The organism is Streptomyces sp. NPDC048002, from assembly GCF_040653275.1.
GTDB lineage: Bacteria > Actinomycetota > Actinomycetes > Streptomycetales > Streptomycetaceae > Streptomyces.
Genome location: NZ_JBEZNL010000001.1, coordinates 151801 through 168961, shown reverse-complemented (window position 1 = coordinate 168961; position 17161 = coordinate 151801). Strand labels below are relative to the sequence as shown.

The following is a 17161-nucleotide window of genomic DNA, read 5'->3' as shown; positions in this document are numbered from 1 at the left end:
CGGGCGGACGACGGTACTTTCGAAACACGCCCTAGGCTCTGAGCTTCTTCAGCCGCTCCACGTCCGCGGCATGCCCCTCCTTGCCGCCGGGCGTCTCGATGATCAGCGGTACGCCCTCGGTGGCGGGGTGGTCCATCAGCGCCCGGAACGGATCCTCGCCGATGTGGCCGGCGCCGATGTTCTCGTGCCGGTCCTTGTGCGCGCCGACGACGTCCTTGGAGTCGTTGGCGTGGATCAGCTTCAGCCGGCCCTCGCCCACGGTCCCCACCAGCAGGTCCAGGGTCTGGCGCATGCCGTCCGGGCCGGTCAGGTCGTGTCCGGCGGCGAAGATGTGGCAGGTGTCCAGGCAGACGCCCAGCTTCGGGTGGGCGTCCAGCGCCTCGAAGTACGGTCCGAAGTCCCAGGTGCGCGAGCACAGCGAGGAACCCTGGCCCGCGGTGGACTCCAGCAGCAGGAACGGGTCGTCGTCATGGGTCAGCTCGTCCAGCAGCGGCAGCAGGTACTCCCGTACCTGCTTCAGCGCCACCGAGCGGTCCCGGCCGCCGGTCGCGCTGCCCGTGTGCACGACCACGCCCAGCGCCCCGATCTCCCGCCCGCGCCGCAGGGAGTGCCGCAGCGACTCCACCGACCGCTCGGCGGTCGCCTCGGTGTGCGAGCCGAAGTTGATCAGGTAGGGGGCGTGCACGTAGGCCGGTATCGACTCCTCCGCGCAGGCCGCGCGGAACTCCTCGTCCTGGCGCGGATTGCCGGCCGGGGTGGCCCAGCCGCGCGGATTGGCGACGAAGACCTGGACGGTCTCCGCCTTCAGCTCGCGGGCGTAGGAAAGGCCCACGGAGTTGAGCCCGCCGGCCACCGGGACATGGCCGCCGACGGGGTTGCGCAGCCGTCCGGCGGCCTCGGGCGCCTCGGTCACCGGATCTCGATGGTGATCGTCGAGCCCTTGGGAGCGGTGTCGCCGCCCGCCACGGACTGGTTCTTCACGGTGTCGCCGAACAGCCCGAGCAGTCCGCGGTCCTCGTCGACCTCGAAGCCCGCCGCCTCCAGCGCCGCCTTGGCGTCGTCGACCGAGTCCCCGACCACGTCCGGGACCTCGACCATCTCCGGGCCCTTGGACAGCGTCAGCGTCACCGTGTCACCGGCGACGACCTGGCTGTCGGCCTCCGGGGTCTGCTGGGCGACCGCGCCCTTGTCGACCTCGGAGGAGGTGACCTGCTCCTCGGCGACCCGCACCTTCAGACCCGCCTCGACCAGCTCGGCCCGCGCGTCCTGGAGGCTCTCGCCGGTGACGTCGGGGACGTCCACCGGGCGGCCCTTGCTGACCACCAGCGCGACGGCCGAACCGGAGCGGCGCTCGGTGCCGGCCTCGGGGGTCGTGGAGATCACCGAGCCGCGGGCGACGGAGTCGCTGAACTCCCGGGTCACCATGCCGGGCTCCAGACCCGCCTCGGACAGCTCGTCCTTCGCCTTGTCCAGGCGGTAGCCCTCCAGATCGGGCACGGTCACCACCTGGGGGCCCTTGGAGATCACCAGGTTCACCGCGTCGTTGTGCCGGATCCGGCTGCCGGCCTCGGGGTCGGTACTGATCACCCGGCCCCGCTCGACGGTGTCGCTGAAGGCGCGCTCCACCCCGCCGACCTCCAGGCCGGCCTGCCCCAGCCGGTCCTCGGCCTTCGCCTCCGTCTGCGTCAGCAGGGCGGGGACCCGGGTGAACTGCCCGGAGTTGATGTACCAGACGCCCGCGCCGACCCCGAGGACCAGCAGCACGGCGACCACCAGTGCCAGCGGCCCGCGCCGCCGGGGCCCCGCACCCACCCGGGGCGGGCGCGGCGGCGGGGGCGGGCTCGCCAGTCGGCTGGTGCGGTTGAAGGGGTCCTGCCCGGCGTCCTCGGCGTCCTCGTCCACCGGCAGCGGGCGCGGCACGGTCAGCGAGCGCGGGATCACGCTGGTGCGGTCGTCGGCGTTGTCGTGCTCGGCGGCCAGCGCCTGCGGGGGCAGCGCGTCCAGCTGCTCCTCGCTGAGCGCGGCCCGGGTCCGGCGGGCCTCGGCGAGCAGGGCGACCGCGTCGTACGGGCGGACCTCCGGGGTGCGCGCGGTGGCCGAGGCGACCAGCTCGTCCAGCTCGTAGGCCAGGCCCGGCACGGCGGCCGAGGGCGGCGGGACGTTTTCGTGCAGGTGCTTGTAGAGCACGATCGCGGGGGAGTCCCCGTCGTGCGGCTTCTCGCCGGTGAGCATCTCGTACAGGACGACACCGCAGGCGTACACGTCGACCCGGGCGTCGGCGATGCCGGGCTGGTCGATCTGCTCGGGCGCCAGGTAGGAGACGGTGCCGAGGACGGCTCCGGTGGTGCTGGTGACCGAGTCCACCGAGCGCACCAGCCCGAAGTCGGCGACCTTGACCCGGCCGTCGTCCCCTATGAGGACGTTCTCCGGCTTCATGTCCCGGTGCACGAACCCGGCCCGGTGCGCGGCGCCGAGCGCGGCGAGCACCGGTTCCAGGATGTCCAGGGCGGCCCGCGGCTGGAGCGCCCCGCGCTCGCGCAGCACGTCCCGCAGGGTGCAGCCGGCGATGTACTCCATCGCGAGATACACGTACGACCCGTCGGTGCCCTGGTCGAAGACCTGCACCACGTTCGGGTGGGCGAGGCGCGCGACGGACTTGGCCTCCCGGATGAACCGGTCGACGAACGTGGCGTCGGCCGCGAGTCCGGGGTGCATCACCTTCAGCGCGAGCACCCGGTCGAGCCGGGTGTCCACGGCGCGGTAGACCGTGGCCATCCCACCGACGGCGATCCGCGCCTCTACGCGGTAGCGGCCGTCGAGCACATGCCCGACCAGCGGGTCCTGAAGGGTCGTATCCACGCAGGCGAGTCTACGAGCCGGGACCGACAGGCCCGCCGCTCGGACCGGAACAGGGGCGGTACTGAAGCCGTCCTGTGACGCAACGCACGCCGTCGGTCAGAACGCGGGACGCTCCGGGTCCAGCACAGCCGTCCCGGCCACCGGGGAGGACGCCTCGGCGAAATGGCGGCGCGGGATGCGTCCCGCCCGGTACGCCAGCCGGCCCGCCTCCACCGCGTGCCGCATCGCGTCCGCCATCAGCACCGGCTGCTTCGCGCGCGTGACGGCCGAGGCGAGCATCACACCCGCGCACCCCAGCTCCATCGCGAGCGCCGCGTCCGAGGCCGTGCCGGCCCCCGCGTCCAGGATCACCGGCACGCGCGCGTGCTCCACGATCAGCTGGAAGTTGTGCGGGTTGCGGATGCCGAGCCCGGAACCGATCGGCGAGCCCAGCGGCATGATCGCCGCGCAGCCCACGTCCTCCAGCCTCCGCGCCAGCACCGGGTCGTCGTTGGTGTACGGGAGCACGGTGAAACCGTCGTCCACCAGGGTCTCCGCCGCGTCCAGCAGCTCGATCGGGTCCGGCAGCAGGGTCCGCTCGTCGGCGATGACCTCCAGCTTGACCAGGGAGGTGCCGAGCGCCTCGCGGGCCAGGCGGGCGGTGAGCACGGCCTCGCCGGCGGTGAAGCAGCCCGCCGTGTTCGGCAGGACGCGGATGCCGAGGCGCTCCAGCACCGACAGCACCGAGCCGTGCACCGAGGCGTCCACGCGGCGCATCGCGACCGTCGTCAGTTCGGTGCCGGACGCCGTCAGGGCCCGCTCCAGCACGTCCAGGCTCGGCGCTCCGCCGGTGCCCATGATCAGCCGGGACGAGAAGGCCGTACCGCCGAGGAGGAAGGGATCGTCGGCCATGGGTCAGCCTCCTTGGACGGCGGTGAGGACCTCGACGCGGTCCCCCTCGCTGAGGGACGTCGCGGGCCACTCGGCGCGCGGGACGACGGTCTCGTTGAGCGCGGCGGCCACCCCGGTGGGCGCCGCGGTGAGGGAGCGCACCAGCGTGTCGAGGGCCGTGCCCGGCTCGATCCGCCGCCGCTCCCCGTTGACGGAGATGTTCATACGGGCTGCTCCTGGAGTGCGAACCGGTTCGGGCTGAACGGACGGGCCTCGTCGGTGAGTTCACCGGTGGTCAGGGCGTGCGCGAGTGCGTCGCCGGTGACCGGGGTGAGCAGGACGCCGTTGCGGTAGTGCCCGGTGGCCAGGTGCAGGCCGTCCAGCGCCGTCGGGCCGAGCAGCGGCGCGTTGTCGGGGGTCCCGGGGCGCAGGCCCGCGCGGGTCTCCGTCAGGGGCAGCTCGGTGATGCCCGGCATCAGTTCGTGCGCGTCGCGCAGCAGCTCGTACACGCCGCCCGCGGTCACCGTGGTGTCCCAGCCGAGCTCCTCGCTGGTCGCGCCGACGACCAGTTCGCCGTTCTCGCGGGGCACCAGGTAGACCTGGCTGCCGCGCACCACCGCGCGCACGGTCCGGCTCAGGAACGGCGGGTTCCGCCGGGGCACGGTCAGCCGCAGCACCTGCCCCTTCACGGGCCGCACCGGGGGCATGACCTCCGGGGGGACGCCCGCCAGGCGCCCGCTGAGGCTGCCGGCGGCGAGGACCACCTGCCCCGCGGGAAGCGCCGTCCCGTCCTCGGTCGCGCAGCCCGCGGCCCGGCCGCCCGTGACGGTCAGAGCGGCCGCCCACGCCCGGTGGAAGACCACGCCCGCCCGTTCGCAGGCGGTCACCAGCGCCCGGGCGAGCCGGCGCGGGTCGATCTGGTGGTCGCCGTCCACCCGGAGCCCGCCGCGCACGCCCGGCGCGAGCATCGGCTCCAGACGCCGGCAGTCCCGTCCGGACAGCCACTCGGAGTCGAGCCCCGACTCGGTCTGCAGGGCGTGCAGTTCGCGCAGGTGCGCGCGGTCGTCGGCGTCCAGCGCGACGGCGAGCGTGCCGCACTGCCGGTAGCCGAGGTCCTGGCCGGTGAGGTCGGTCAGTTCGGCGGCGAACTCCGGGTAGCGGCGCGCGGAGGCGAGGTTCAGGCCCAGCAGGGTCTGCTCGCCGTAGTGCAGTTCGGTGACGGCGGCCAGCATGCCGGCCGCCACCCGGGCGGCGCCGCCGCCCGGCTCGGGGTCCACCACGGCCGTGGTGAACCCGCGTTGCGCGGCCCGCCACGCCGTGACCAGGCCGATGATTCCGCCCCCCAGGACGAGGACGTCTGTCGAACGCGTGGGCGACATGGGTGTCCAGCCCCTCCCTTCGCCGGCATGACCCGGATCAGGTTCGTACGGTCGGAGGCCGCCAGCCTCCCTCTCAGCCCGGTGCGTCCGGGCTCCCGCGTGTGCTTTACGTTGGCCACCCTAACCGCTGGTTCCGGTCCTCTGTAAGGGAGCCTCCCGCCATGTCCCGCTCGCTCGACGGCCTCGTCCTCGCCCCCGTCGCCGACCAGGCTCCGGGCCAGGTGGGCACCCGGACCCGGTTCGCCTACCACGAGAAGGGCGGCGAGATCTGGGCCGAGTACGCGGGTGGGGATGTCGTACGCGGGCATCTGGTGGGTACCCGGGAGGGTGACCGGCTGGACTTCCGGTACGTGCAGCTCAAGCGGGACGGCACGACGTCGTCGGGGCACTGCGTGTCGACGGTGGTGGAGCTGCCCGACGGGCGGGTGCGGCTGGAGGAGACCTGGGAGTGGGAGTCCCAGCCGGGGAGCGGGACCAGCGTTGTGGAGCAGGTCACGCGGCACGACGGCTGACTGACAAATTGTCAGTTGTCTATGGTGATCAGGTGAGCGAGCAGACGACGATGTCGCAGCGACGGGTGGTGGTGGTCGGCGCCGGCATGGCCGGGGTGCAGACCGCGGTCGCCCTGCGAGAGCAGGGTTTCACGGGCACGGTGACGCTGATCGGCGCCGAGCCGCACCAGCCCTACGACCGGCCGCCCCTGTCCAAGGCCGTGCTGCTCGGCAAGGCCGAGGGCTCCGCCTTCGACGTGGACTTCGAGGCCCTGGGCATCGAACTGCTCCTGGGCCGCGAGGTGCTGGGCCTGCGCCCGGCCGACCACGAGATCGACACCGAGCAGGGGCCGGTCGCCTACGACGTCCTGGTCGTCGCCACCGGTGCCGAACCGATTCGCCTGCCCGGGGCCGACGGTGTCCCGGGCGTGCATCTGCTGCGCACCCTGGACGACGCCGAGCGGCTGCGGCCGGTCCTCGCCCGGCAGCACGACATCGTGGTCGTCGGCGCGGGCTGGATCGGCGCCGAGTTCGCCACCGCCGCACGCGAGGCCGGCTGCTCGGTCACCGTCGTGGAGGCCGCGGACCGGCCGCTCGCGGGCGCCCTGCCCGCCGAGGTCGCCGCGCCCATGACCGCCTGGTACGCCGACAGCGGAGCCGAGCTGCGCACCGGTGCGCGGGTGGCGCACGTCGAGCCCGGCGAGGTCGTCCTCGACGACGGCACCCGGCTGCCCGCGGGCGCGGTGGTGGTCGGCATCGGCGCCCGACCCGCCACCGGCTGGCTGGCCGGCTCCGGCGTCGAGCTGGGCGAGCACGGCGAGGTGGTGGCCGACGACCGGCTGCGGACCTCGGTGGCGGACGTCTGGGCCGTCGGCGACTGCGCGTCCTTCCCCTCAGGCCGGTACGGCGAGCGCCTCCTGGTGCACCACTGGGACAACGCCCTCCAGGGCCCGCGCACGGTCGCCGCCGACATCATCGGCGAGGCCCCCGTGGCCTACGACCCGGTGCCCTACTTCTGGTCCGAGCAGTTCGGGCGGTTCGTCCAGTACGCCGGTCACCACGCCTCGGCCGACACCGCCGTGTGGCGGGGCGACCCCGTCGGCCCGGCCTGGACGGTCTGCTGGCTGCGCGAGGGCCGGCTGGTCGCCCTGCTGGCGGTGGGGCGGCCCCGGGACCTGGCCCAGGGGCGGCGGCTGATCGAGGCGGGCACCCGCATGGACCCCGGCCTGCTGGTGGACCCGGCGCGGCCCCTGAAGGCGGCCACCGCCTGAGCCCGTGACGGGCGGTCCGGACCGGCCCGGCTTCCTGATGTCAGTGCGGGATGGCAGGCTGGTAACCGTGACCGAGATTGACGCAAAGATCGATGCTCTCGTCCCCGCCTGGCTCACCCTCCCCGACATCGCCGAGCAGTTCGATGTCGAGGTGACGCGTGTGCGGCAGCTGGTCAAGGACGGCCAGCTCATCGCCGTACGCCGTGGTGAGAACCGCGCGCTGCACGTCCCCGCCGCCTTCATCGACGGGGACAAGGTCGTCAAGGGCCTCACCGGCACCCTGACGCTTCTGCGGGACGACGGCTTCACCGACGAAGAGATGCTGGAGTGGCTCTTCACCCCCGACGAGAGCCTGCCCGGCACCCCCGCGCAGGCCCTGAGCGAGAATCGCGGCACGGAGGTGAAGCGCCGCGCCCAGGCGCTCGCCGTCTGAACCGAACGGAACGACCCGGTGTACGGGCCCCGGGGGCCCGCGGCCCGTACACCACCTACACGGGGGGATCACGCATGTCCGACACCGCACGCGCCCGGCTCGCCGACGCCCGGCTCTACCTCTGCACGGACGCCCGCCGGGACCGGGGCGACCTCGCGGCCTTCCTGGACGAGGTCCTCGCGGGCGGTGTCGACATCGTGCAGCTGCGCGACAAGGGCATGGAGGCCGCCGAGGAGCTGGAGCACCTCGCCGTCCTGGCCGACGCCTGCGCGCGCCACGGCAAGCTGCTCGCGGTGAACGACCGCGCGGACGTCGCCCACGCCGCCGGCGCGGCGGTGCTCCACCTGGGCCAGGGCGACCTCCCGGTGCCGGCCGCGCGGGCGATCCTCGGCGACGACGTGCTCGTCGGGCGCTCCACCCACTCCGAGGCCGAGGCCGAGGCGGCGGCCGTGCAGGAGGGCGTCGACTACTTCTGCACCGGACCCTGCTGGCCCACGCCCACCAAGCCCGGCCGGCACGCCCCCGGCCTCGACCTGGTCCGGCACACCGCCGCGCTCGGCACCGACCGGCCCTGGTTCGCCATCGGCGGCATCGACCTGTCCCACCTGGACCAGGTGCTCGATGCCGGCGCCCGGCGCGTGGTGGTCGTGCGCGCGATCACCGAGGCGGACGACCCCGGTGCCGCCGCCGCGGAGTTCGCCAAGCGGCTGCGGGAGGCGTAGACCCACGGCCCGGCGCGGGGCCCGCCGAGGGGCCTCGGTGTCCGAGGGGTGGACGCCCGGGGCCCGTGCAGGGGTCCTGCTGTCCACGGATTGGACAACAAACCGACAATTCGGGGCAAATGTCAGCTGTCCGGTTGGGGGACCGACACGCCCTGGCTAACCTGCCCGTATGGCCCTCGGCACCGCATCCATCAGGTCGGACCACGCTCGTACCGTGCGCGAGATGCTCGCGACCGGGAAGACGACGTACTCCTTCGAGTTCTACGCCCCGAAGACCCCGAAGGGCGAGCGGAACCTGTGGAACGCGCTGCGCCGGGTGGAGGCCGTGGCGCCCGACTTCGTCTCCGTGACCTACGGCGCGGGCGGCACGACCCGGGCGGGCACGGTCAAGGCGACCGAGGCCATCGCCTCGGACAGCACGCTCACCCCGATCGCCCACCTCACGGCCGTCGACCACTCCGTCGCCGACCTGCGCAACATCATCGGCCAGTACGCCGACGCCGGGATCCGCAACATGCTCGCCCTGCGCGGTGACCCGCCCGGCGACCCCATGGGCGACTGGGTGCGGCACCCCCAGGGCCTCACCTACGCCGCCGAACTGGTCGAGCTGATCAAGTCGTCCGGTGACTTCTGCGTGGGCGTCGCGGCCTTCCCGGCGATGCACCCGCGCTCCGCGGACTGGGACGCGGACGTGCGGCACTTCGTCGACAAGTGCCGGGCCGGCGCGGACTACGCCATCACCCAGATGTTCTTCCAGCCCGAGGACTACCTGCGGCTGCGCGACCGGGTCGCGGCCGCCGGCTGCGAGACCCCGATCATCCCCGAGATCATGCCGATCGGCAGTGTGCGGACCCTGGAGCGGATCCCCTCGCTCACCAACGCGGCCTTCCCGGCGGCGCTGAAAGAGCGGATCCTCACAGCCAAAGACGATCCGGCCGCTGTACGCTCCATTGGCATCGAATTCGCCACGGAGTTCTGCGCGCGGTTGCTCGCCGAGGGAGTGCCCGGTCTGCACTTCATCACGCTCAACAACTCCACGGCGACACTGGAGATCTACGAGAACCTGGGCCTGCACCGGACTCCGCAGGCCTAGACCGGCCGCACGGCTGTACGCCACACTGCGTAACGGTCACTGGGAGAGGGGCGTACATGGGCTTGACGGTCCTCTATGTCGCGTTCGGCGTCGTCGCACTGTGGCTGCTGGGCGAGGTGTTGCTGCAGTACAAGGCCCGCCTGCGCTGGCGGCTGCTCGCCTTCGTCGGCTTCATGATCGTTGTGCTCGGGGTGCTGACCTCGTCCGTGATCGTCATAGGTCTCGGCGCGGCCGGCTTCGCGATCGGCCAGACCTACGTCACGATGTCGTTCCGCCGCGGGTTCTCCGCCGGCTGGGCGGTGAACGCTCCGGCGCTCGGCAAGCGCCGTGACGAGGAGGACCGCCAGGAGCCGACGCTGGAGGTCTCCGACCTCGAAGCGGGTGAGGGCGGTTACGCCGACGACGACCGTTACGAGCGCGCGGACGCCGGCTACGGCCGTGACGACTCCTACGACCGCGACGACGTCTTCACGCCCGCGCACCCCGGGCACACCGCGGACCCCTCGGCCGCCGAGACCACCGCGGTCTACGAGCCGCAGCCCATGCCCGAGGACACCGGCTCCTACGGCATCTACGGCACCACTCCCGACCCGTCCTACGCGGGAGCGGCCCAGCCCCAGGACCAGTACGCGGCGGCCGCCCAGGGCGCGGACCAGACCTACGGCTACGACGGCTACACCGGCTACGACCAGCAGCAGTACGGCTACGACACGACCGGCCAGCAGCAGTACGCCGCGTACTCCGACCCGTACATCGGCACCCAGACCTACGACGGCGGCTCCTACGACGCCGGCTACGGCCAGGGCTACGGTCAGCAGGGCTACGGCCAGGACCAGTACGCCGCCGGTGGGTACGGCGGCGAGACCCCGGCCGGCGGTGTGTGGGTCCCGCAGCAGCGCAGCACCGACGACGCCTACGGCGGCGAACTCCCGCCGGAGCAGCAGTACCCGTACCAGGGCGGCCAGGGCCAGCAGGGCGGCGGGTACGACGAACAGCAGTACCGCTTCTGAGCCGTCGCTCGGAGCACCCCCGGGGCCCTGTTCACTGAGAGCCCCGGAAGTCCGGTCCCTCCACGATCAGTCCGGCGACCAGCGCACCCGACATGCCGGCGTGCGCGAGCCCGCCCCCGGGGTGCGACCAGCCGCCGACCGTGAACAGGCCCGGCACGCGCGTGCTGTTGGCCGGGTACAGGAAGGTGCCCTCCGCGGCGGCCAGCGCGGGCGGCGGCACGGCCCCGCCCTCGGCGCCCGTCTCCGCCGCGGTGTGCACCGGCGTACGGACCTCGCGCCACAGCGTCCGCCCGCGCAGCTCCGGGACCGCCCGCTCGGCGGCCTCGGTCATCCGGTCGGCGAAGGCGTCGGCGGCCCCCGGGACGGTCCAGTCGCAGGTGACGCCCGCGGGCACCGTGGCCGTCAGGACCACCGACTCGTGCTCCTCGTCCGGCCGCAGGGCCGGATCGTCGGGGCGGTCCACCCGGACCGTCGGCCGCGCGGGCGGCTCGGCGGTCCCGAACGCGTCCAGTTCGCCGCGCCGGTCCGGGGTGTGCACGACCGTCCGGTGCGCGGCACCGGGCTCCCGGCCGCCGCGCAGCGCGAGACAGACCACGACCCGACCGCCGGCCAGGAACTCCGGCCGGGGCTCGACGTCCGCCTCGTCGTACAGCGCCCGGCCGTGCGTCAGCCCGGCCAGCCGCCAGGGTCCGGTGCCGACCACGAGGTCCGCCTCCGCCACCGTGCCGTCGGCGAGTTCCAGCCCGGCCGCCCGGCCGTCCTTCTCCAGCACCCCGGTCACCTCGGCGCCGAAGTGGAAATCGACCTTCCGGGCCAGGCAGCGCTCGTACACCGCGCGGGCCAGCTCCCGCATCCCGCCCCGGACGTACCAGGTGCCGAAGGCGTGCTCCATGTACGGCAGGACGGCCGCGCCCGCCGGGGCGGTTTCGGGGTCCAGGCCGTACCCGAGGGCGTGGCTCTCCAGCAGGGCGGCCAGCCGGGGGTCGCGCAGCTCCCAGGCGCCGACCTCGGCGAGGGTGCCGGCCCTGCGGGTGCGCAGCAGGCGCTTGTGGGGGACCGCCGGATAGGGCTCCCGCCCGGCCAGCACCTCCCAGTTGGGCCACAGCGGCTCCTCCAGGAGCGGTCTGCGGGCGCGGTCCCAGGCCTCGCGGGCCCGGACCAGGAAGTCGCCCCAGCGCGCACCCGCGCCCGCGCCGAGCGCCTCGTCCAGGGCGGCGACGACACCCGCGCGGGAGGCGTTCGGCAGCGCGGCCGCGGTGCCGTCCGCGAAGAGGTGCCGCGAGGAGGGGTCGACCTGGACCAGCTCGACACAGTCCTCCAGCGGCTCCCTGCCGGTCTTCACGAACAGGTCCCGCCAGACCGCGGGCAGGGTCAGCAGTCCGGGACCGGTGTCGAAGCGGAAGCCGTCCCGCTCCAGCCGGCGCACCGCGCCGCCGTAGGTCTCCGTACGCTCGTACACCGCCACCCGGTGGCCCGCGACGGCCAGCCGGGCGGCCGCCGCCAGTGCGCCCATCCCGGCGCCGATCACCGCAATCCGTGCCATGGCAGGGACTGTATCCGCCGCCACTGACAGTCACCGCGGCGGAGGCGGTCCCGGCGGCCCTTCGTCGACGTGGTGGGCGAGCCGGCGCTCCTCGCGCCGCTGGGCCCGGCGCCGCAGGAACCGCCGGATGCGCGAGGCGAGGAAGAACAGTATGGCGAGCCCGGCCAGCAGCAGGACGCCCGCGATCACCGCGGCTGCCTCGGGGTTGAACATCGCGAAGGTGACGATCCCGGCGACCCCGAGGTCCTCGGCCAGGCTCACCACCACGTTGCTGAAGGGCTCCGGCGAGGTGTTGACCGCCATCCGGGTCCCGGCCTTCACCGCGTGGCTCGCCAGGGCCGAACTCCCGCCGACCAGACCGGCGGTCACGTCCGACAGCGAACCGCTCTGCCCCGCGAGGAGCGCGCCCACCCAGGCTCCGGCGACCGGCCGGATCACGGTGTGCACGGAGTCCCAGGCCGAGTCGACGTACGGGATCTTGTCGGCGACGGCCTCGCACAGGAACAGCACGCCCGCCGCGATCAGCACCTCGGGGCGCTGCAGGGACTCGGGGACCTCGTCGCTCAGCCCGGTCGTGCCGAACACGCCGAGCAGCAGCACCACCGCGTACGCGTTGATGCCGCTGGCCCAGCCGCTGGTGAAGACGAGGGGGAGTACCGACACGGACGCGATCGTAACCAGTGGCGGGGCGGACCGGGTGGGCATCGGCACGCAGGACTGAGTACGCGTACCCAGGCGGTGAGATGAGTACGCGCGCGGATGGGGGCCGACCTGCGTGAACGAGAGAGTGGAGGCACGGAGAAGGGACCGGCTCCGGCACCGGCGACACGGGGCGCCGGAACGGAGCGGCCCCGGACCCGCTCCTTCCGCCGGCCCGGGCGTCGGCGGAGGCGAGGCACGGGGGAACGGCCGCACGGGAGACCGTACGGGGAACGGGGGAGCACGAAGGAAGCGCCGGTGCGTCGGCGGCCCGTTGGGGGACGGGCCGGGACGGACCGGCGCTCTCGTGCGCCGGGGCTCAGCCCCGCCCGCTCACCCGCCCCTGGAGCAGCCGGGACAGCGCCGCGTGCACATCGTCCAGGGACCGCTCGGGCTGGAACGACTGCCAGTCCAGGGCCGCCACCAGGACCATGCCGACCAGCGCGGCCGCCGTCAGCGGGATGTCGATCTCCTCGCTGAACTCGCCGTTCGCCACGCCGTCGCGCAGCACGTCCTCCACCACCGCCACGACGTCCTGCCGGACCACCATCAGCGTCGACTGCCAGGCGCGGTTGGTGCGCCACAGCTCGGCCACGTACAGCTGGGTGAAGGCCGGGTAGGCGGAGATGAAGCCGAGGCCCGCCCGGATCATCGCGTCCAGGGCGTCCACCTTGCTGCCGCCCTCGCGGTCGGTGCGCTCCGCCGCGTCCTTCAGGGAGGCGGTGAGCAGCCCCACGCCGTGTCGCAGCAACTCCTCGAAGAGGACGGACTTGCTCGCGAAGTTGTAGTAGACGGTGCCCTTCGCGACCCCGGCCCGCTCGGCGATCTCGTCCACCGTGGTGGCGGAGAAGCCCTGTTCGGCGATGAGCGTGACGGCGGCCTCGTAGAGCTTCTGCCGGGTGGCCTCACGGCGCGTGCTGCCGCCCGACGCGGCGCTGCTGCTTTCCATGGCCATGATTGTCCCGCGCCCGGTCACAGGGTCAGCTCCGGGTGCAGCCGGTCGAGCGTCCACACCTGCCGGCGGCGCGCCGACAGGGCGGTCAGGGCCAGGGCGCCCGCGGTGAAGGCGACGAGCACCGCGCACGCCTGCCAGACCGGTCCCAGGCCGCCCCCGGTGATGAGCCGGCGCAGCGCCTCCACGACGTAGCTCATCGGCAGGAAGGGGTGCAGCGCGTTGAAGAAGCCGGGGCTGGTCTGCACGGGGTAGGTGCCGCCCGCCGAGGTCAGCTGGAGCATCAGCAGCGCCAGGACGAGGATCCGCCCGGCCGCTCCGAAGCGCGCGTTCAGCCACTGCACGAGGGAGGCGAAGCACGCGGTCACCAGGAAGAGGAAGCCCACCGTCCCGGCCGCGCGGGCCATCTGGAGCCCGACCGCCCAGTGCAGCACCGACATCAGGGCCACCGTCTGGAGCACGCCGATCGCCACCACCGGCAGCCAGCCCGCCAGCGCGATCCGCCAGGCCGGCGCGCCCGCCGCGAGGGCCCGCCGGTTCATCGGCGCGATCAGCATGTACGCCACCATGGCGCCCACCCACAGCGACAGCGGGATGAAGTACGGGGCGAAGCCGGTGCCGTAGTTGGGCGCCTTGTGCAGGTCCTCGGCGACCATCCGCACCGGGTCGGACATCACCTCGGTGCGCTCGTCGCGGTCCCGGCGGTCGTAGTCGGGGATCCGCTCCGCGCCGTCGTGCAGTCCGTCCGAGAGTTCCCCGGAGCCGTCGACGAGCTTGTACAGGCCCGCCTTGAGGTCCTTGGCGCCCGTCTTCAGGTCGCCGACGCCCTCGTCCAGGTCGGTGGCGCCCGTGGAGGCGGTGCCGATCCCGGTGTTCAGCTTCCGAGCCCCGGCGGCGACCTTGCCGGCGCCCTCGTTCAGGTCGTTGATCCGGGTGACGGCGTCGTCGAGGTCCTCGGAGAGGTGGGGCGCCCGGTCGGCGAGGGCCTGGGCCTGCTTCTCCAGGGTGGCCAGGTCCTTGTCCAGCTTCCCCAGGTTGCCCGCCTGCCCGGTGACCAGGTCGCTGACGTCCGCCGCGACCCCGGCCACCACCGCGGCGGCGTCCTCGGCCGTCTTCAGCTCCGCGCAGGCGGCGTCCGGGACGACGGCCTCCTCGCAGCGCGCGCGGTACACGCGGTCGAGGTCGGCGGAGGCCTCGCGGGCGTCCTCGGCGGCGGTCGGCGCGCGCTTCTCCAGGGCGGCGAGGTTCTCGCGGATCGTGCCGGAGGCGTCGGCGACCAGCTGGGCGGTGTCCCCGATCGTCTTCTCGTTCTTCTCCAGGAACGGGCCGACCTTCCCGGCCACCTCGTTGACCTTGTCCGAGAGCTTCCCGGTACCCTCGGCGACCTTCTCGGACCCGTCCTGGAGGTCGCCCGCGCCCTTGTCGAGCTTCTTCAGGCCCTTGGCCAGCTTGCCGCTGCCCGCCTTGGCGTCCTTCAGCCCGTCGGCGAGGTCCCGCGAGCCCTTCTCCGCCTTGCCGATGCCGCTCTCCAGCTTGTCGGCGCCCTCGGCGGCGTCGACGGTCGCGCCGTGGATGTCGGAGAAGGAGATGAAGATCCGGTCCAGGAAGGACCGCGAGGCCTTCGTGGACGCTGCGTCGCGCACCTCGCTGAAGACGGTCCGGGAGATCTGCCCGACGATGTAGTTGTTGGCGTCGTTGGTGCGCACCCGGAGCGCGCCCGTCTCGGGGGAGTCCCCCGAACTGGAGGCGATCCGCGCGCTGAAGTCGGCCGGCATGGTCAGGGACAGGTAGTACCTGCCGTCCTCCACGCCCGCGCGTGCCTCCTCCGCGCTCACCTCGTGCCAGTCGAAGACCTCGCTCTCGCGCAGGCCCTTCACGATGTCGTCGCCCGCCGTGACGTCCTTGCCGTCCGCCCGCGCGCCCCGGTCGTCGTTGACGAGCGCCACGGGGATGCGGTCCAGCCGGCTGTAGGGGTCCCAGAACGACCACAGGTACAGGGCTCCGTACAGCAGCGGCAGCACGAGCAGCGCGACCATCGCGGCGCGCGGCAGCCTCCCCCGCCCGAAGCGCCGGATCTCAAGCGCGGCCAGCCTCGGCGAACGCATCGTCGGCCCCCTCCTTCACGTCGTCGGCGTCCTTCGGGTCGTCCTCGTCCCCGGCCGGCTCGTCGTCCGCGTCCTTCGGGTCGTCCGCGTCCTTCGGGTCGTCCTCGTCCTTCGGGTCGTCCGTGTTCTTCGGGTCGTCCGCGTCCGTGTCCCCGGCCGGCTCGTCGTCCCGGGCGGTGGTCGACACCACCCGCGCGCCCTCCGGCGCCTCGCTGCACACCGCGACCACGGTCGTTCCGGCCTCCGCGATCGAGGCCAGCAGGGCCCAGACCTCGGCCCGCTCGGGGTCGGAGAGCTTGAGGTCGGTGTCGTCGACGCCGAGCAGCCCCGGCTCGCCGATCAGGGCCAGCGCCACCGACAGCCGCAGCGCCTCCACCCGCTCCAGGTCGCGTACGGCGGTCCGGGCGCCCTTGGGCAGGGCGTCCCGGTCGAGTCCGGCGGCGGCCAGCGCCCGCTCGATCCGCTCCCGGGTCCCGGCCACCCGCTCCCCGCGCGGGCGCAGCAGGCCGCGCAGCGGGCCCCCGAAGCGCCGCTGGAGCAGGGCCCGCTCGTGCAGGTGCTCGCCGACGGTGAGGGACGGGTCGAGGTCCGTGACCCCGGGGACGTGGGCGAGGGCGCTGACCCGCCGTGCCGCCGCGAGCCGCTTGGGCAGCGCGGCCCCGCCGACCGTCGCCGAGCCCTCGGTCGGCCTCATCCGGCCGGTGAGCGCGAGCAGCAGACAGGTGCGCCCGGATCCGGACGGTCCCTCCACCGCGATCAGTGCGCCCGGTTCCGCCTCGAAGGAGACCCCGCGGAACGCCCATCCGCGGGGTCCTTCGAGGCCGAGCCCCCGGGCCGTGACGCCGACTCCGGCCACGGCTCCCCATCCCCCTATTTGAACTGACTGGTCAGTGCAAAAACTAACCCGAACTGTCGATCGAAGCAAAAGCCCAGGTCGGAACGGATTGTCAGTGCCATACCGCACGATGGGCACATACGGCACCCGTGCCGTCACACAGACGACAGGAGGTTCGTCATGGCCAGCTACCCCGCAGCCGCCGCCCGCCGGCGCCGCGCCACCGGCCCTGCCCCCTCACTGACCGGACCGGCGAGCGACGTGCACCCCGTGCTCCGCCGGGCCACGGCCCCGCCCGCCGCACTCGACCTGCTCGCCCAGGCCCGCGCCGGACTGGACGAGGCCGCCGTGCTGGAGACGTCGAACGAGCGCTACGCCACCGCCCACCTCGCCGCCCTGCGCACCGCGGCGGCCGTCCTGGCCGCGCGCGGCCGCCCCGAGCCCACCTCCCGGCGCCGGGCCCGGATCAGGAGCGCCTGGGAAGTGCTCCCCGAGATCGCGCCCGAGCTCGCCGAATGGAGCAGCCTGTTCGCCGCCGGGGCCCGCAGGAGGGCCCGCGCCGAGGCGGGCATCCAGGGCGCGGCCAGCCACCGCGACGCCGACGACCTCATACGCGACGTGGCGATGTTCCTCCGTCTGGTCGAGCGGATGCTGGTCCTCCAGCCGGTGCTGCCCCAGCCGCGCCAGGACGGCGACCGAGGGGGCGGGGGAGACGAGGCCGGCCCCGGGGAGCGGGACGGCCCCGGCCGGGACTTCCCCGACGCGGGCTGACACCACCGCGATGACCAGGTCCGGCGCCGGAGGCCATAGGGTGGGACCAGCCTGAAGCCGTCCCGTTCCGGTACTCCGGCCCGGACGGCGCCCGTTCGCTCCGCCCGTGCCAGAGGGCGGTGCCGCGC

The 17161-nt window shown here is 73.7% G+C and carries 17 protein-coding genes and 1 riboswitch; of the genes, 7 read left to right on the top strand and 10 right to left on the bottom strand.

Annotated features, from left to right (window positions below; genetic code table 11):
- Positions 1–31: 31 nt before the first annotated feature.
- The 5 genes from AB0E07_RS00760 to thiO form a co-directional block, all read right to left on the bottom strand.
- The gene (locus AB0E07_RS00760) at positions 32–913 is read right to left on the bottom strand and encodes a deoxyribonuclease IV (RefSeq protein WP_362244896.1); all 882 of its coding nucleotides are present in this window, start codon (positions 911–913) and stop codon (positions 32–34) included.
- Positions 910–2859, bottom strand: coding sequence for a Stk1 family PASTA domain-containing Ser/Thr kinase (gene pknB, locus AB0E07_RS00755; RefSeq protein ID WP_362244894.1), 1950 nt, complete (start codon positions 2857–2859; stop codon positions 910–912). The genes AB0E07_RS00760 and pknB overlap by 4 nt, the downstream gene beginning before the upstream one ends.
- Before the next feature lie 96 nt (positions 2860–2955).
- Positions 2956–3750 carry a thiazole synthase gene (locus tag AB0E07_RS00750; protein ID WP_362244892.1) on the bottom strand — a complete coding sequence of 265 codons (795 nt, stop codon included), beginning with the start codon at positions 3748–3750 and terminating at the stop codon, positions 2956–2958.
- Between the two features lie 3 nt (positions 3751–3753).
- Positions 3754–3954 carry a sulfur carrier protein ThiS gene (gene thiS / locus AB0E07_RS00745; RefSeq protein WP_362244890.1) on the bottom strand — a complete coding sequence of 67 codons (201 nt, stop codon included), beginning with the start codon at positions 3952–3954 and terminating at the stop codon, positions 3754–3756.
- Positions 3951–5108, bottom strand: a complete 1158-nt coding sequence (gene thiO / locus AB0E07_RS00740) for a glycine oxidase ThiO (RefSeq protein ID WP_362244888.1) — start codon at positions 5106–5108, stop codon at positions 3951–3953. Before thiO ends, thiS begins: the two co-directional genes overlap by 4 nt.
- A riboswitch (TPP riboswitch) is annotated at positions 5106–5217 on the bottom strand. It overlaps the preceding gene by 3 nt.
- 52 nt (positions 5218–5269) lie before the next feature.
- Here thiO and AB0E07_RS00735 point away from each other — a divergent pair.
- From AB0E07_RS00735 to AB0E07_RS00710, 6 genes are all read left to right on the top strand, one after another.
- Entirely contained in the window at positions 5270–5620 is a 351-nt protein-coding gene (locus AB0E07_RS00735; protein WP_362244886.1) for a hypothetical protein, read from the top strand.
- Positions 5621–5670: 50 nt separating this feature from the next.
- Positions 5671–6870 carry an FAD-dependent oxidoreductase gene (locus tag AB0E07_RS00730; RefSeq protein WP_362245726.1) on the top strand — a complete coding sequence of 400 codons (1200 nt, stop codon included), beginning with the start codon at positions 5671–5673 and terminating at the stop codon, positions 6868–6870.
- A 67-nt stretch (positions 6871–6937) separates the two neighbouring features.
- A complete protein-coding gene (locus AB0E07_RS00725; protein ID WP_351926684.1) occupies positions 6938–7303 on the top strand; it encodes an Rv2175c family DNA-binding protein in 366 nt (121 codons plus the stop codon).
- 74 nt (positions 7304–7377) lie between these two features.
- The gene (thiE, locus tag AB0E07_RS00720; protein WP_362244883.1) at positions 7378–8025 is read left to right on the top strand and encodes a thiamine phosphate synthase; all 648 of its coding nucleotides are present in this window, start codon (positions 7378–7380) and stop codon (positions 8023–8025) included.
- A 169-nt stretch (positions 8026–8194) separates the two neighbouring features.
- Complete coding sequence (metF, locus tag AB0E07_RS00715) at positions 8195–9118, top strand: methylenetetrahydrofolate reductase [NAD(P)H] (protein WP_362244881.1); 924 nt, start codon at positions 8195–8197, stop codon at positions 9116–9118.
- Between the two features lie 56 nt (positions 9119–9174).
- On the top strand, positions 9175–10128 hold the full coding sequence (locus AB0E07_RS00710) for a hypothetical protein (RefSeq protein WP_362244879.1): 954 nt from the start codon (positions 9175–9177) through the stop codon (positions 10126–10128).
- Between the two features lie 31 nt (positions 10129–10159).
- On the opposite strand, the gene AB0E07_RS00705 is transcribed toward AB0E07_RS00710, so the two are convergent.
- The 5 genes from AB0E07_RS00705 to AB0E07_RS00685 form a co-directional block, all read right to left on the bottom strand.
- The gene (locus tag AB0E07_RS00705) at positions 10160–11671 is read right to left on the bottom strand and encodes an NAD(P)/FAD-dependent oxidoreductase (protein WP_362244877.1); all 1512 of its coding nucleotides are present in this window, start codon (positions 11669–11671) and stop codon (positions 10160–10162) included.
- A gap of 30 nt (positions 11672–11701) precedes the next feature.
- The gene (locus AB0E07_RS00700; protein WP_362244875.1) at positions 11702–12334 is read right to left on the bottom strand and encodes a DUF4126 domain-containing protein; all 633 of its coding nucleotides are present in this window, start codon (positions 12332–12334) and stop codon (positions 11702–11704) included.
- A gap of 355 nt (positions 12335–12689) precedes the next feature.
- Positions 12690–13319 (bottom strand): TetR/AcrR family transcriptional regulator, encoded by a 630-nt coding sequence (locus AB0E07_RS00695; RefSeq protein WP_362244873.1) that lies wholly within the window; start codon positions 13317–13319, stop codon positions 12690–12692.
- Between the two features lie 23 nt (positions 13320–13342).
- Positions 13343–15427, bottom strand: coding sequence for a YhgE/Pip domain-containing protein (locus AB0E07_RS00690; protein ID WP_362244871.1), 2085 nt, complete (start codon positions 15425–15427; stop codon positions 13343–13345).
- Positions 15399–16283, bottom strand: coding sequence for an ATP-binding cassette domain-containing protein (locus AB0E07_RS00685; protein WP_362244869.1), 885 nt, complete (start codon positions 16281–16283; stop codon positions 15399–15401). Before AB0E07_RS00685 ends, AB0E07_RS00690 begins: the two co-directional genes overlap by 29 nt.
- A gap of 159 nt (positions 16284–16442) precedes the next feature.
- On the opposite strand from AB0E07_RS00685, the gene AB0E07_RS00680 reads away from it, so the two are divergent.
- A complete protein-coding gene (locus AB0E07_RS00680; protein WP_362244867.1) occupies positions 16443–17033 on the top strand; it encodes an SAV_6107 family HEPN domain-containing protein in 591 nt (196 codons plus the stop codon).
- The last annotated feature ends 128 nt before the right edge of the window (positions 17034–17161 follow it).